A 15,244-nucleotide genomic window follows, 5' to 3' on the forward strand; every position below is an offset into this window, starting at 1 on the left:
AATTGTACGAAATACACTTAAAACGCGCGAAATCTCGAATGTGGCTGTCATGGGACGCTACAGTTAATCAACTGTTCAATTATCTTTCATCACATAGACGTAGCTTGTTATTAGTCAACTGAGAGGAGAGTTCAATGATGCGAACCGTTCAAGAGTTGGAGGAGCGCTTGGCAAGTCCGTCCGCAGCACTGATTGAGGAACTAGGCCAGCTCGATGGGGATATTATGCTGCTAGGCGTGGGGGGCAAAATGGGACCGAGTCTCGCAAGGCTGGCGGTGAATGCGATTCGCCAAGCAGGGCTAGACAAGAAAGTTATCGGCGTTTCCCGCTTCTCGAATAAGGAGCTGAGACGAGAGCTTGAAGAGGCCGGTGTCGAGATTATCTCCGCTGATTTGTCAGACGACAAGGCGCTGTTGGCACTCCCTGAAACCCAAAATATTCTCTATATGGCCGGGAATAAATTCGGCACGACCGGAAATGAACATTTCACTTGGATGATGAATGCCTATCTGCCGGGACGCGTAGCGGAACGGTTCCGTAATTCACGAATGGTTGTGTTCTCGACAGGTAATGTCTACCCTTTTACTCCGGTTAGTCATGGAGGAGCAACAGAAAGAACTTCTCCGAACGCGAACGGAGAGTATGGGCAATCTTGTCTGGGGCGGGAGCGTATATTTGAACATTTCTCTCATAAAAATGGAACGCCGATGTTCATTTACCGGCTGAATTACGCCATTGATCTGCGTTATGGCGTGTTGCTGGAGCTGGCTAAATCGGTTAGGGATGGCCTCCCAATTGATATCACGATGGGCCATGCCAATGTGATCTGGCAAGGGGATGCGAATGAAATCGCATTGCGAGCGCTACTACGTTGCAGTTCACCGCCTAATGTCATGAACATTACCGGACCGGAGACGTTGTCTCTCCGCTGGGCCGCGAATGAATTCGGCCGAAAGTTGGGCAATGAGCCGATCTTTACAGGTGAAGAAGCACCTACTGCACTGTTAAGCAACGCGGCGAAAGCAGCAGCCACCTTCGGCTATCCACGGGTATCGCTGGCCGAAATGATCGACTGGATTGGCGATTGGGTAGGACAAGGCGGAGAAACCTGGAATAAACCGACGCATTTTCAGGAGCGGGAGGGCAAATATTGATGACGCTGACAAGAAAACCTTTGACTTCGGAATTGTTTGCCGTGCTTCATGATGGGTTGGCTATTCCCGCACATCCCCTCGCCTTAACTAAAGAACGTAAACTAGATGAACGACGCCAACGGGCACTTACCCGCTATTATCTTGCTTCCGGAGCGGGTGGAATCGCGGTTGCAGTGCATTCCACTCAATTCGAGATCAGGAATCCAGAAGTAGGGCTGCTGGAACCTGTGTTACGTCTAGCTGCGGAAGAGGTGGAGCTTGCCCAGCTAGATCGGTCATTCATGAAAGTGGCGGGTATTTGCGGTAGGACGGAGCAGGCTGTTCTTGAAGCGAGTCTTGCTGCAAGCTTTGGTTATGAAGCGGGACTGCTCAGTATGGGAGGCCTGCAAGCCTTGAGTGAGGAAGAACTGCTGGAACGAACACGCAGAGTGGCGGATGTGATTCCGGTATTTGGATTCTACCTTCAGCCGTCTGTGGGAGGACGGATTTTAAGCTTTGATTTTTGGAAAGCATTCGCTGAAATAGAAGGCGTAATCGCCATCAAGATGGCGCCGTTCAATCGTTATCAGACGTTGGATGTAGTCAGAGCTGTGCTTGAATCCAGCCGCAGCGAAGAAATTGCTCTATACACCGGAAATGATGATAATATTGTCAGCGATCTGCTCACGACCTTCCGATTTAGGGTGAACGGCAAGCTCGTTGAGAAAAAAATAGTCGGTGGCCTACTTGGTCACTGGGCGGTCTGGACGAGCAAAGCAGTACAGCTGCTTAACGAGGTGAAAATGATCCGAAATGAACCCTCGTTGGCATCCAATTGGTTGACGCTTGGGGTTGAAGTGACGGACAGCAATGCGGCGATATTTGATCCCGCGCATCATTTTCATGGCTGTATCCCGGGTATTCATGAGGTGCTTCGCCAACAAGGATTGCTTGAAGGCTTATGGTGTCTAAATCCGGATGAGCAATTATCACCGGGTCAAGTGGAGGAAATCAACAGAGTGCGCAGGGACTACCCCCATCTGGTAGATGATGAGTTTGTGGCAGCGCATTTGGAAGAGTGGCTGCAATAACACATAGTTGTATGTGAGTTAAGGAGGGCGCACTTTCGACAAGTGCGTTCTTTCTCATCCTGAGTGCGATATCCTCCTCCTCATGATACAATAAGGGACAAGTTTATAAGGATGAGGTGACTTTAATTGAAGTATGATTTCGAGCGCGTAATTGACCGCCGTAATACACGTTCTTACAAGTGGGACCAGTCCGAGAAGTTGTTTGGTGAGAAGGATATTATGCCACTTTGGGTGGCAGACATGGATTTTGAAAGTCCACCCGCAGTGAAGGAAGCGATTCTGCGCCGCGCAGAACAAGGGGTTTACGGTTACAGTGTGCCTAGTGACTCTTATAAAGAAGCTATCACGTCATGGTTCAGAAGACGGCATGATTGGGAAATTAAATCGGAATGGATTTCGGATTCTCCCGGAATTGTAACTTCTTTAAGTCTTTCCGTTGAGCTGTTTACCGAGCCAGGAGACGAGGTTATTTTACAGTCGCCAGTCTATTATCCTTTCTATGATGTAATCAAAATGAATGATCGGAAGGTCGCCAAGAATCCGCTTGTGATCCGTAATGGACGCTTCGAGATGGATTATGAGCAATTGGAAGGGCTGATGAAAGGTGGAGCAAAGCTGTTGCTCTTATGCAGTCCGCATAATCCGGGTGGTAGAGTATGGGAAAGAGAGGAACTGCTGAAGCTTGGTGAACTCTGTCTACGTTACGGAGTGACAGTAATCTCTGATGAGATTCATTGTGATTTGGCGCTTCCGGGCTATGAGCATATCCCTTTTGCATCCTTATCTGAGGAAATCGCGAATATTACACTAACTACACTTGCCGCGACCAAAACCTTCAATCTCCCGGGGATTCAATCTTCCTTTATCGTGGCTTCGAATCCGGAATTGAAACTTGAATTTGATCAAAAAATGAAAACTCTGAGTTTACATATGGCTAGCTTCTTCGCCCAAGGTGCAGTAGAAGCTGCCTATAATGATGGAGAAGAATGGTTGGATGAACTTGTAGAGTACGTTTCAGGCAATGTGGACTATACGATTAGCTATCTGTCGGAGCATTTACCACAGGTCCAAGTGATGCAACCACAAGGCACATACCTGCTATGGGTAGATTGCCGCGGGCTGAATCTGGATATAGATGGACTTAAACAGTTGATGTACAAGGAGGCTAAAGTCGCTTTTAATGAAGGCTCTGTCTTTGGAACTGAGGGACAAGGTCATCTGCGGATCAATCTAGCTTGTCCTAGATCTATTCTAGTTGAAGCGTTAGAACGCTTTTGCCGAGCAGCCGTAGATTATACAGCGAAATAAAAGGTATTACAGAAGCTTGATGACTCCTTCTAAGGGGATTATCGAGCTTCTTTATTTTGCAAAAAGGTAAAAAGAATAATAAAATGGAGTCCATTACGCCAAGCAGGAGGACTTCAAATGAAATGGGTAGCTCAGCTTCCGTATTATAAGATACAGCGGGAAATAAAGGATGGAGAACAACGAAGTTTTCCATGTAATAGGTTAATGTATCTGTACAAAGATAGAGTCGTGACTCGTCATCGTGAATTTCCAATAAAAGATATCTTAGATATGTCCTATCGCTCAATGGGAGGATCAGAGGGGATGTTCTATCTATACACGAGTAAGGGTGTATATACTTATTTGGTAGCGTGTGATCCTGAAAGTTTTATTAATACTTTTAAAGAACGGCAAATGAATAAAATTGAGCGTACTGGTAGGCCATGATATGATAATCCATACGACATTGCACAATGGGAGAGAACTTAAATGAGCAAAACACGAATTATTATTGATGCAGATACAGGTATTGACGATGCACTAGCGATTCTATATGCCTTACGCGCTCCAAACGTAATTGTAGAAGGGATCACAACTGTTTTTGGGAATATTAATGTCGAAAAGGCGGCGGACAATTCACTGCGGTTGATTGAGCTTGCTAAGCCTGGTTATGAGATTCCTGTAGCCATTGGAGCCTCCAAGGCAATAGTTCGTGAGAGCTCAGGCTTCGCAACCCATGTGCATGGTGAGAACGGCATTGGTAATGTAGAAATCCCTGCATCTGCCCAGCGTCCAATCGACGAAACAGCTTCTGAATTTATTATACGGATGGCTAATGAGAACCCCGGTGAGATTGTATTAGTTACACTGGGACATCTAACCAACCTTTCGATGGCGCTTGATATGGACCCTGGCATTAAGAATACTTTGAAAAAAGTAGTGGTTATGGGCGGTACGATCTTCCATCCCGGCAATAGAACACCGGTTGCGGAAGCGAATATTGCTGGAGATCCGGAAGCTGCTGATCATGTATTTACATCGGGACTTCCCGTTGTGATGGTGGGTCTAGACGTTACGCTTAAGACGCGGATCACCCAAGAGCATATCGATTTATTAAATCGTTTTGGACGTGAAGAAAATAAAGCGATCATTTCGTTTATGGAACAATCGCTCACCCATTATTTTAATTTCTACCGTGAAGTGAATTTTTTGATTAACAGCGCACCGCTGCATGATCCACTCGCACTTATGGTTGCGCTGCAACCAGATCTAGTAACCTACAAAGAGATGAATGTTCGTGTAGAGCACAAAGGTGAGTTTACATCGGGAATGGTCGTAGCGGATTTGCGGGCACAGCCGAAAGTCGGTCAACCTATCCAAGTTGCTATAGATGTAGATGCTGAACGAGCGGTAGGAATCTTTTTGAGCATGTTCATGTAGTTAGCCGACCTCTTCTAATATGAATAGTAGTTTCGAAGCTCATAGATGACAATCTATTAATTTTACAATTGGATAATCTTTGTTAAAATGGTAGAAGACATATAAAGAGTTTAAGAGATTACACTTCATATCATGAAGATGGGAGACTTAACAGTCATGAACAAACGGATTGGTAAATTAGTCTTATGTCTGGCGATTTCGCTAGGCGGCACCACAGCTGTATTTCAAAATACTACGCAAGCAGCACCCGCAGGGGGAGTTAGTATTGTACTGGATGGTTATGCACTACCGTTTCCAGTAGAGCCTGTTGTGATGAACGGAACAACAATGGTCCCATTCCGAGCGATATCTGAAGCGCTGGGGATCAACGTAGAGTGGAATCAAGCGCTTAAGAAAATTACCGCGACTAAAACGGATACAGCGGGTACTAAAGTGGTAACTTTGACCCTAGGTAGCAAAAATGCAGGTGTAAACGGTGATGTTGTGAAGCTAGGCGTTGCCCCGCAAACGATCCGTAATAACACGATGATTCCGCTTAGCTTCTTCGGCCAGCAGTTTGGTGCGGGCGTAGCTTGGGATCAAGCGACGAAAACAGTATCAATCACCTCACCAAAGACGGATATGTATAAGCTGGGCTTCTATGCGCTTAGCTCATACAGCGAAATTTCGTTGCTTCCTAGCTTTGATGCTGTAGCTTTTGGGTGGAGCGGGATTGATAAAAGTGGACAATTCACCACGACAGGCACTGACTTTAGATGGCCTCAAGCTGCTGGGGATGTAACCCCAGAGTCTATTATCTCGAATGCTGCAGCTGGTGGCACAGCGCCTTATCTGATGGTCTTTTCTGGTGACACTGCTTCCGAGTTGACGAAGAATCTTGAAGATAAAGTGCTTCAAGAGCAGACGATTACAGGAATCGTCGATCTGGCTACACAAAAGGGATTCCAAGGCATCACGCTGGATCTTGAAGGACTGGGTCTAACGGGAGATAAGGCTAAGGTGCAAGCTGATTATAATGCTTTTGTGAAGAATCTGTCTCAAAAAGCACATGCAGCAGGTCTTAAGCTTACGGTTATTCTTCATCCATTAAACAGCTCTTATAAAGGTTATGATTACAAGACGCTAGGCAGCCTCGCAGACGATTTGGTCATTATGGCTTATGATTATTTGCAAGAGAAAAAAATGCCAGAGCCGCTGAAACTAGTAGATGAAGGCATCCGGCTTGCACTTCAGCAAGTAAGTAAGGATAAGCTCATTCTCGGTATTTCTGTTTATAGTGAAAATGAAACTTCAGTAAATTCCAAAGTTGGACTTGCCAAACGTTATGGTCTTAAAGGGATAGCGATCTGGCGTGTGGGCTTGATTGGACAGCCTGTCTGGAATGAGATGGGTAAGTCGGTGGAGTTGTAGGGGATTTGTGATAGGTTATCAAAAGAAAAAAGGCTGCCATCTGGCAGTCTTTTTTCTTAAAAGATAGGAATTTATATGCTTGCGCAATAAATTGTCCTTATACTTGTTGTATAGGGAATCATGCAATGGAAAAAAATAGATAAGAATGAAATGGAAGCTGCATTACTGTGAGATAGAGCTATTATGGAATTAGGTCTATTATAGTATAGGGAATTCCTCCCTATAAATTCTGTATTTAAGGGTTGAACCAGTGGCATATAGGGAATTTCTCCCTATATTTCAGAGGATATCGTCGTTTTTTAGAAAATTCTCCGTATTATAGGGAGAAATTCCGCATAACTGGGTAATTGCGAGGAAAACTTCCTAAATATAGGGAGTTTTTCCCTATAAAACTCCCTCCCCATCTCCCCATCACAATTTCATAGACTGGGTGCAGGAGGTAGGGGAGTTTGGATTTGAAATCTAGCAACCTATACAACACTGATTGCCTCGTACACTCCAATGTGAAGTTAACAAAAGCTTATTCACCCGCGAGGGTGATTTTGCGCATAGATCAGAATTTATAGGTTCCTCGTCATAAATTATCTTTCTCTTTCTCGTTTAAGCGTTCACTTCCCCTATAGGGACGGAGAAGGGTTATACGTACCATTCTTGATGGACTCGATGGTAGTGAACATCCGTGAGTAAACATCTTTAATGTTGGGTTCATTTACTTTGCCGTTGTAAAGTCCGTATTCCCAATACTTATATGTTTCACCAGTTTGAAGATAGCCTGTGACATACATATCATTATTAAAATTTTTAAGTGATGAGTGCTCATACGATACATCTTCAAGAACAAACGGCATAAATGATTTAGCAGCTCCAATAAAGAAGAAAGAAACACCTGCATTTGTATATACTTTAACATACTTGTTGTCGTCCGCTTCTTGCAGATGATCCTTCATAATAACTACGGCATCATATTGGGAGGAGAGCTTTGTATAATCTACTAATTCATCAAACGAAATACTTGTGAAGTGCACATGTTCTTCTCTTATTTTCGGGACCTCGCCAACAACGCCTATGAATAAGCTTTTTCCTGAATATAGCGGTGTATCAACCGTATCGGCAGTAGACGTACAGCCAGTAGCCAACATGACGATTAAGAGAATGAGTACGTTTAGGATGCTTCTCTTCATATTTTGGCTCCTTTCAAGCGATCTGCATGAGTTGTGTCGGTTTACAATAAAGTATTATACTGGAAATTAATGCTGCGAACCATAGGGGGAATCATATTGCATCCAATTACAGCAATAGAAATTATACTTTCGGTTGTTTTTGTCCTCGTTATTTTTGTTATAGCCTTACTTCTACCCAATAAGGTTAGAAAATTTAGTTTAATTATAGCCTCTTCATTAACTGTACTTTTGCTGTTATCCTTTGCTATTCGTCCCTACTGGATTGATTATCAAGTATCCAAAAAAACAGAACAACTTAATCACTATTTGGAGGCAAAATACCCTAATCAAGAGTGGGAAATTAGTCGACAAGTCGGTAGACAATATGATCCTTATTCCTTAGAAGTTAGATTTAAAAACGAAAAAGGTTGGATTTATATTTATTCGGTAGTAAATCGTAAAAAAATTTACCAGAGCGTTTGGGTACCAGCAGGTGGCAAGTCCTCTGATGTAGGGAAACATTATGAAAAATGAGTAAGGAATTTTGAACAGTAGATGAGATTGTGAGATTAGTGAGGATAGGATTTTTTGGTTCTGGCATAGGTAAGCGAGAGGTAAAGGCAGTTGTTATTGTACTGATAAAAAGAGATCAGCTGAGTAGTGACTGGATTTCTCAAACACACTTCGATTGTTATAAACCTCACATTCACCTAAGCCATAAACCTTTATAATCTCTAAGATTGAACCCTTGAATCAAATTCATTATTTTTCAGGAGGACTTTAGAGTATGAGATATAAAGCATTGGAATTAGACAAACCGCTTACCTATGAGCTGGAAGGCTTAGAAATAGGAGTCACCTCAAACTGTAATTTCCGCTGTGATTATTGTTGTGCATATAATAGAAATGATGGACAAAGCATCAAAGCCAAAGAAGTTATCCGAATTCTTGATGAGCTTCCTGGACTCAAAAGAGTACGCTTGTCTGGTGGCGAGGTCACCTTAAAGTTTGACGACTGTGTGGAGATTGTAAACTACTGCTCATCCAGAGGGATTCAGACACAGCTCAACTCCAACGGCAGTCTTTTAAATGCTGAACGGATTGATCAATTGGTCACGGCAGGATTAACGACGATACATATATCCTTTAATTTTACTACGGCGGACGCCTTCTCTCGTTATTATAATATTCATCCAAGCATCTATGAGAAAATTAGAGAGAACATTACTATGTTCGCGGCAACTAGTGTAGATACGGTGCTGGAGACGCTGTTGTTCAGCGAAACTCAGGATAATATGAAGGAAATTAGTGATCACGTTTACGCGATGGGCGTTAGAACACATGAGATTCAGAATAGTATTATCATGGATCATACGGGCTGGAAGTCTATAGCTGCTCGCGAACAATTAAATAATGCCGTGAGTGAACTGATTGCTATGAAGAAAGAGGATACGATCCTGTATTTCACTTGCATGGACCGTTTTATGGATGCACTTGGGTTCGAGGAGCAGACGGGCGTTTATTTTCCTCACTGCATAGAGGGTAAGAAACAGCTTCATCTACATGGAAATGGGGACATTCTGATCTCTGAATTGTGCCACCCAGTTATTATTGGCAACATTTATCAGGGAACCTCACTAAAGGACTTGTACAGAAACATGCCAGCGCCTTTGGCTCAGTTCCTGGATAAGCTGCCATGCCCAGCACTGGATGCATTGTTTCCACAAGGGGTTTAAATCGTTAAGTCTTTTTATAAAAAAAGTACTAGGAGCCAATTTTAATAATTGGTTCCTTTTTTGTGTAGTAGATTTATGGAAAGTCTTGTATGATCTCTGTAAGCTTATAGAGGCTGCTACAACTTAAATTTGCGGATAAGGAATGTATGATATCCATACATAAGGTGAATGACCAAGTGCTTAGCAATATACGAAATGGACTCATCAAATCCAATGTAGTTCTCGAAAAAATTATGCCATTATTAACACCTACAGCCATCGTAGTTGGCGTGCTTAATGAAAGCAGACTGCTGCCGTTCACAGGCCTCGTTCCTTGGATATTCGCCTTCATGACATTGATCGGAAGTTTGAAGTCCAATCTCAAAGATCTGCTGGGCGTACTGCTGAAACCACAGAAGTTGCTGGTGTTGATGATCATTCTCCATATTGTGATGCCGCTCATTGGCTGGCTCGTAGCAAGTGTTGTTTTTCCTGGAGATCCCTACACAGTGACTGGATTTGTACTGCTGTTTGCGATCCCTACGGGTGTCGTTAGTGTGGTGTGGGTATCCATATACGGAGGGAATATTGCACTAACTTTGGCACTTATTCTGATCGATACGCTCTTGTCACCGATTGTCGTTCCGGGGACCTTGTATTTGCTCATGGGAGCAAGTGTGGAAATTCAGCTTGGGGAAATGATGAAGGGGCTGTTATGGATGGTTGTAATTCCTTCGGTGGTCGGGATGCTTCTGAATCAATGGACAAAAGGCAGGGTGAATACGGTATGTGGACCGCCGCTTTCCCCATTTGTAAAGGTTGGGTTGTTCATGGTCGTTTCCATTAATGGTGCCAGTATTGCTCGTTATCTGAAGCACCCGGATAGTAAATTAGCTATTATTATTGGAGTAACCTTTATAATCGTAGTTCTTGGATACGTAATCGGAGCAGTGGTATCACGTCGTTTCCGATTTAGCTATGAAGATTCTGTGGCTGTGCAATTTAATTCTGGCATGCGTAATTTAAGCGCGGGAGCTGTGCTCGCAGTGAAATATTTTCCTCCGGCTGTTGCGCTTCCTGTGATTTCAGGAATGTTATTTCAGCAAATACTTGCTGCAATGTCTGGTCTGTTTTTACGTAACAGAACTAAAAGCCCCTTAACAGATGGTGCATTAACGCAAGTTCCCCCAGCATCCCAGTCAGAACCGCCTATTTCATCACAGAGATAAAACAGGTCTTATTGACTATTCTATAAAAGATGTCCAATAGAAAAACTAGATTTCTCTACATTAATATGCAAAAATTCGACATTAATTGATATTTTCCGTATTTTATCCTAGTCAATATTCACTAATTTATCATGATATCCGATAGTAATTGTATTATTTACAATTGCCTTGTTCATAAATGAGCAAGTTGTCGGAAGGATGAGAAGCATATGAAGATTCGCCTTAAGCTATCACTTATGTTGATAGGAGTGACCCTGTTATGTATAACGGTAATGGGGGTATTTACGTATTTGAAGTCAACTCAGGCGATTGTGAGCCTAACTGAGAATTCTATGAAGCAGGTCAATACGAATAAAGCTCAGACCATAGCATCCATGATTTCGAAAGAGAAGAGAAGTATTGAACTTATTGCGGGTAGGTCGGAAATTGTCGAACTATTGCTTCAAGCTGGTAACGGTGGAGTAGCCAAGGGGGATAAGCTTCAGAATGAGGTGAATATCAGCCTTCAGGGAATTGTGGAGGATGCAGGAAACCTTGAACATGTGTTTGTCAGTGATATGAAGGGCATTGCTGTGGCAGACAGTGACACTAAGCTTATAGGTGCAGATTTTAGTGAAAGAAATTATACGAAGAAAGTAATGGAGACCGCAGAGCCGGTAATTAGCGAAACGCTGAAATCGAAATCTACTGGGGCTTATGTGGTGGTTTTTGTGCATCCGGTGAAGAGTAACGGGAAGATGATTGGATATGTTGCTTCAGCTGTTACTGCGGATAGTATGATTAAGTACTTGGCAGATACTAAAGTGGTGAACACGACGAGCTCATATGTATATTTACTGGATGAGAACGGGAATAAACTGTACCACCCGGATAAAAAGCAAATCGGACAACCGGTTGAGAATACTCAAATTTCAGCTGTTATGGATCGTGTGAGGGCTGGTGAGGAGGTAGCGGACGGCCTGCTCAATAATACAGTTGATGGTGTGGAAAAGAAATCAGCTTACACAGTTATGCCTGAGACCCATTGGTTGCTTGTATTAACTGCTGACTTAGACGAGATAGTGAAGTCTGTCACTGAGATGAGAAACTTCAATATTGTACTAGGTGCGGGAAGTTTGATTATAGCATTGCTGATTGCTCTCTATTTTGCTAATAAAATCTCTTCACCGATTGTTAAACTAACAGAGATGATAAATAGAACGGCAGAGCTGAATTTGACGTATGACTCCCAGTATGAGTATCTGACGAAAAACAAAGATGAAACCGGCACGATTGCCAAAGCAATGCTCCGCACACGGGTTATTCTTCGTGATATGGCGGGCAGTCTAATCACTATCTCAACCAAGGTGCTAGATAATGCGGAGACCCTTGAGAAGCTGTCAATAGATGTTCGGGAGAATGCTCACGACAATTCGGCAACTACACAGCAGCTATCCGCAGGGATGGAGGAGACAGCAGCTTCAACACAAGAGATGACTGCAGCGATTACTGAAATTGATGTCAATGTATCCGAGATCTCTAGTAATGTGAAGGAAGGCGCTGAAGTTTCCAAACAGATCAGTGAGCGAGCTATGGCGTTACAAGATGAGGCGTTAGAGTCTACGGATAATGCGAAGCGAGTGTATGAATCTGTTCGTGTCGATATGGAAAAAGCAATTGAGCAGTCGAACGCGATCTCGGAGATTAATGTACTGGCGGATACGATTCTATCGATTACTAGTCAGACTAATCTGCTTGCTTTGAATGCAGCCATCGAAGCGGCCAGAGCAGGTGAGGCGGGTAGAGGATTTGCTGTTGTAGCTGGTGAAATCCGTAAGTTGGCTGAGAAATCATCAGAGACCGCGGCTGGGATTCAGGGGGTCGTTTCAGGTGTATATGCTTCTGTTGAACTAATGAAGGAAAATTCAGAGGCGTTACTCGCTTTTATTGACCAGAACGTTCTTGGAGATTATGAGCGGTTAACGGAGGTGAGTCAGCAATATAACAGAGATGCAACTACAGTGAATATGCTGATGAATCAATTCGAGACCGCAGCCGATCATCTAAGTATGGCGGTATCTAGTATTTCTATTGCGGTCAATGAAGTGGCTGCTACAGTAAATGAGGGGGCAATTGGTATTCAGGATATTGCGGTGAAGACGGCTGATATCGTGGAGAAGACATTCGAGGAAGTTACGATGGCTGATGAAAATACTCAAAGTGCCAAAGAGCTGCAGGGGCTGGTAGATCAGTTTAAGATGTAAGAAATATTAAGGGAATCCTTATCTCACATTCATAAAACATTAAGCTTGCAGGCTTATAGTAAATGCATAGCCCCCTTATATATAGATTTTGCCCCGCCGGTTGCTGGCGGGGTCTTTTTTTGAAAATATAAGAAAGTATAAGTTTCACGCTATACATTATCCTTATATTTCTCGCATAAACGCTAACCGTCCTTGTAGGGACGCCAAAGGCGTTTATGCTTGGCAGATTTTAAGAATGCTCTTTATCCTGTGATGAGGTAAATAGCTTCATCCAGCGGAACGATAACCTCTGTTTGTTCCTCCATATCTTTCAGACGTACCTTATCAACACTCGATTCGCTTTCGCCGATGAGTATAATGTAACGGATGTTTTTGGATGAGGCTCTGGCGAGTTGTTTTTTTAGTTTTCTTTTACCGGATACGAGAGTGGTTCTTATTGAACAGGCACGTAGCTCGTCTGCTGCAATCAAAGCTTGTGGTAGTGTCTCACCAATGGGAATGACCATAACATTAGCTGCTTTATTTTCTTGGATAGGTCGTTCTGCTAGGAGTGCCATAATAGACTCCATGCCAAAAGACAACCCAACCGTTGGGTATTGAATAACCTCTCTGCCCACTAGCTGTCCAATGATAGCGTCATATCTGCCTCCACCACCCAAGCTTGAGGTAAAGGAACCAGAAGCATCAAAGATCTCGTAGACAGTTCCTGTGTAGAATGAAAGACCTCGGGATAAGAAAGGATCGAAACGGCAAGTCTCCTGTAGTCCAATGTCTTGGATTAGCTTTTGTAGGATAAGAACCTCTGACGCACCCGGTTGTGCTGTGAGATTGTATTTTTCGCATAACTGCTCAAAGCTTGGATTGTCCATTTCGATAAGCGCTAGAATCGCTGCGATGGTTGCAGATTCTAGCCCCTTGCCAATCAACTCGTTCTCCACTCCGCTAATGTTGATTTTCTCAAGTTTATCAAGGATAAGCATAACGGATAGTTGCTCATCGGTAGGTACGCCAATGGACTCCAGAATCTCGCCGAGAAATCGTCGATTGTTCCATTTTAGGATGATAGGGATGTCTAGCTTGCGGAAAGCTTCGGTTGCCAGTTGCATTAGCTCAGCTTCAGCCTCAGGGCCGGAAATGCCGACTACATCAACATCACATTGCAGAAATTCACGCAGACGTCCACGTTTCACGGGTCCATCTCGGAACACTTTTCCGATCTCATACCGCTTGAAGGGGAACGCTATCCCTGGATTTAAAGCGATCACTTTGGCAAAAGGAATAGTCAGATCATAACGTAACCCCAGCTTGCGGTTACCTTGATCTGTGAGTTGATACATTTCCTTGAGGATTTCGTCCCCGCCTGCATATTTTGAGGTCAATAACTCCAGTTCGTTTAATAGCGTCGTATCCATCGATTCAAAATCATAGAGCTCAAACAAGTCCTGTAGCATATTTTGAATGTTTTTTCTGAGCGCTTGTTCTTGACCGAAGTAATCATAAGTTCCTTTAATGTTTTGCATCATTAGTAGCTCCTTTTATACTGGCATAGTTTAGGAAATAAAAAAACGCGCAGGACCTCTTGGTCCTGCGCGTGATCTATGCCGCAGGGAGGCCAACGCGAGTAGCGTTAGCCTCCCTGAAAAATTCAGGAGTGCTAACGCTGTTTGTGATAATAATGAAGTTGATTCAGCATGATTGTATTTGTATTCATCAGAACCAATTCCCTTCGAAATTTTGATTACTGCCGATTATAGCGGATCATTTAGAGTCGTGCAAGTAAGAATTTATAATAGCTTCGATTTCTTGTGGGCGAATGGACAAGTTATCAGCTATAATAGGGCTTCGATATTCCTTAAGGAAAGGGAGTTTTTCTACGATGAATGAATCTTTAATTACAGATCGGACCGAAGTTTTTGTTAAAGAACAACTTGGACAAGATACTACGGGTCATGACTGGTGGCATTCTGATCGGGTGCGGAATACCGCCGCTGAAATTGCCGAGATCGAGAGCGCGGATGTATTTGTCTGCACGATGGCGGCCTTGCTGCATGATGTTGCTGACGAGAAGCTTAATCCTTCTAAAGAAGAAGGTTTGCATAAAGTACGTACGTGGCTTTCTTCAAACCTTACAGATGAGGAACAAATTAATCATATCATGACAATTATTGAGACGATGTCCTTTAGTGGTGGCGGGGGAGAACCGATGCGAACCCTTGAAGGACAAGTGGTTCAAGATGCGGATCGACTTGATGCGCTTGGAGCAATTGGGATTGCCAGAACCTTTATTTTCTCAGGGGCGAAAGGTCGTCCAGCTTATGATCCGGAAGTGTCTCCAAGAGATGAATCGCTTCAAAAGGAGTACAGGGATTACAGCAAGGGGACGGCTATTAATCATTTTTATGAGAAGCTGTTGAAATTAAAATTCCTGATGAATACGGCCTATGGACGCAAGTTAGCAGAAGAACGGCATGATTTCATGCTGAATTTTCTGGACCAGTTCTATAAGGAATGGAATCAAGGGAGCTAATAACTGTTAT

At 43.4% G+C, this 15,244-nt stretch carries 13 protein-coding genes; 11 read left to right on the top strand and 2 right to left on the bottom strand.

The features are described from left to right. Positions 1–137: 137 nt before the first annotated feature. The 6 genes from MHH52_RS09380 to MHH52_RS09405 all read left to right on the top strand — a co-directional run bounded on the left by MHH52_RS09380 (position 138) and on the right by MHH52_RS09405 (position 6,361). The gene (locus tag MHH52_RS09380; protein ID WP_340009568.1) at positions 138–1,154 is read left to right on the top strand and encodes an NAD-dependent epimerase/dehydratase family protein; all 1,017 of its coding nucleotides are present in this window, start codon (positions 138–140) and stop codon (positions 1,152–1,154) included. Continuing rightward, positions 1,154–2,224, top strand: coding sequence for a dihydrodipicolinate synthase family protein (locus MHH52_RS09385; protein WP_340008130.1), 1,071 nt, complete (start codon positions 1,154–1,156; stop codon positions 2,222–2,224). The genes MHH52_RS09380 and MHH52_RS09385 overlap by 1 nt, the downstream gene beginning before the upstream one ends. A 126-nt stretch (positions 2,225–2,350) precedes the next feature. Next, positions 2,351–3,532 carry a MalY/PatB family protein gene (locus MHH52_RS09390; RefSeq protein ID WP_340008132.1) on the top strand — a complete coding sequence of 394 codons (1,182 nt, stop codon included), beginning with the start codon at positions 2,351–2,353 and terminating at the stop codon, positions 3,530–3,532. Between the two features lie 117 nt (positions 3,533–3,649). Next, entirely contained in the window at positions 3,650–3,958 is a 309-nt protein-coding gene (locus MHH52_RS09395) for a hypothetical protein (RefSeq protein ID WP_340008134.1), read from the top strand. Positions 3,959–4,000: 42 nt separating this feature from the next. Next, the gene (locus tag MHH52_RS09400; RefSeq protein ID WP_340008136.1) at positions 4,001–4,951 is read left to right on the top strand and encodes a nucleoside hydrolase; all 951 of its coding nucleotides are present in this window, start codon (positions 4,001–4,003) and stop codon (positions 4,949–4,951) included. Between the two features lie 156 nt (positions 4,952–5,107). Beyond that, positions 5,108–6,361 (top strand): stalk domain-containing protein, encoded by a 1,254-nt coding sequence (locus MHH52_RS09405; RefSeq protein WP_340008138.1) that lies wholly within the window; start codon positions 5,108–5,110, stop codon positions 6,359–6,361. 617 nt (positions 6,362–6,978) lie between these two features. Here the strand turns inward: MHH52_RS09405 and MHH52_RS09410 are convergent. Next, the gene (locus MHH52_RS09410) at positions 6,979–7,542 is read right to left on the bottom strand and encodes a hypothetical protein (RefSeq protein ID WP_340008140.1); all 564 of its coding nucleotides are present in this window, start codon (positions 7,540–7,542) and stop codon (positions 6,979–6,981) included. Between the two features lie 96 nt (positions 7,543–7,638). On the opposite strand from MHH52_RS09410, the gene MHH52_RS09415 reads away from it, so the two are divergent. The 4 genes from MHH52_RS09415 (at position 7,639) to MHH52_RS09430 (ending at position 12,707) form a co-directional block, all read left to right on the top strand. After that, the gene (locus MHH52_RS09415) at positions 7,639–8,055 is read left to right on the top strand and encodes a hypothetical protein (protein WP_340008142.1); all 417 of its coding nucleotides are present in this window, start codon (positions 7,639–7,641) and stop codon (positions 8,053–8,055) included. Between the two features lie 253 nt (positions 8,056–8,308). Further along, positions 8,309–9,256, top strand: coding sequence for a radical SAM protein (locus tag MHH52_RS09420; protein WP_340008143.1), 948 nt, complete (start codon positions 8,309–8,311; stop codon positions 9,254–9,256). A 146-nt stretch (positions 9,257–9,402) separates the two neighbouring features. Next, on the top strand, positions 9,403–10,464 hold the full coding sequence (locus MHH52_RS09425) for a bile acid:sodium symporter family protein (protein ID WP_340008145.1): 1,062 nt from the start codon (positions 9,403–9,405) through the stop codon (positions 10,462–10,464). Positions 10,465–10,673: 209 nt separating this feature from the next. Next, positions 10,674–12,707 (top strand): methyl-accepting chemotaxis protein, encoded by a 2,034-nt coding sequence (locus MHH52_RS09430; protein ID WP_340008146.1) that lies wholly within the window; start codon positions 10,674–10,676, stop codon positions 12,705–12,707. Between the two features lie 242 nt (positions 12,708–12,949). Here MHH52_RS09430 and MHH52_RS09435 read toward each other — a convergent pair whose 3' ends face one another. After that, positions 12,950–14,230 carry a histidine--tRNA ligase gene (locus tag MHH52_RS09435; protein WP_340008147.1) on the bottom strand — a complete coding sequence of 427 codons (1,281 nt, stop codon included), beginning with the start codon at positions 14,228–14,230 and terminating at the stop codon, positions 12,950–12,952. 353 nt (positions 14,231–14,583) lie between these two features. On the opposite strand from MHH52_RS09435, the gene MHH52_RS09440 reads away from it, so the two are divergent. Further along, positions 14,584–15,234 carry an HD domain-containing protein gene (locus tag MHH52_RS09440; protein ID WP_340008149.1) on the top strand — a complete coding sequence of 217 codons (651 nt, stop codon included), beginning with the start codon at positions 14,584–14,586 and terminating at the stop codon, positions 15,232–15,234. The last annotated feature ends 10 nt before the right edge of the window (positions 15,235–15,244 follow it).

It is taken from the genome of Paenibacillus sp. FSL K6-0276, assembly GCF_037977235.1.
GTDB lineage: Bacteria > Bacillota > Bacilli > Paenibacillales > Paenibacillaceae > Paenibacillus_AQ.

Coding starts and splice junctions, on each gene's coding strand:
- MHH52_RS09380 (WP_340009568.1), top strand. CDS start 138: ATGCGAACCGTTCAAGAGTTGGAGGAGCGCTTGGCAAGTCCGTCCGCA.
- MHH52_RS09385 (WP_340008130.1), top strand. CDS start 1,154: ATGACGCTGACAAGAAAACCTTTGACTTCGGAATTGTTTGCCGTGCTT.
- MHH52_RS09395 (WP_340008134.1), top strand. CDS start 3,650: ATGAAATGGGTAGCTCAGCTTCCGTATTATAAGATACAGCGGGAAATA.
- MHH52_RS09400 (WP_340008136.1), top strand. CDS start 4,001: ATGAGCAAAACACGAATTATTATTGATGCAGATACAGGTATTGACGAT.
- MHH52_RS09405 (WP_340008138.1), top strand. CDS start 5,108: ATGAACAAACGGATTGGTAAATTAGTCTTATGTCTGGCGATTTCGCTA.
- MHH52_RS09410 (WP_340008140.1), bottom strand. CDS start 7,542: ATGAAGAGAAGCATCCTAAACGTACTCATTCTCTTAATCGTCATGTTG.
- MHH52_RS09420 (WP_340008143.1), top strand. CDS start 8,309: ATGAGATATAAAGCATTGGAATTAGACAAACCGCTTACCTATGAGCTG.
- MHH52_RS09425 (WP_340008145.1), top strand. CDS start 9,403: ATGATATCCATACATAAGGTGAATGACCAAGTGCTTAGCAATATACGA.
- MHH52_RS09430 (WP_340008146.1), top strand. CDS start 10,674: ATGAAGATTCGCCTTAAGCTATCACTTATGTTGATAGGAGTGACCCTG.
- MHH52_RS09435 (WP_340008147.1), bottom strand. CDS start 14,230: ATGATGCAAAACATTAAAGGAACTTATGATTACTTCGGTCAAGAACAA.
- MHH52_RS09440 (WP_340008149.1), top strand. CDS start 14,584: ATGAATGAATCTTTAATTACAGATCGGACCGAAGTTTTTGTTAAAGAA.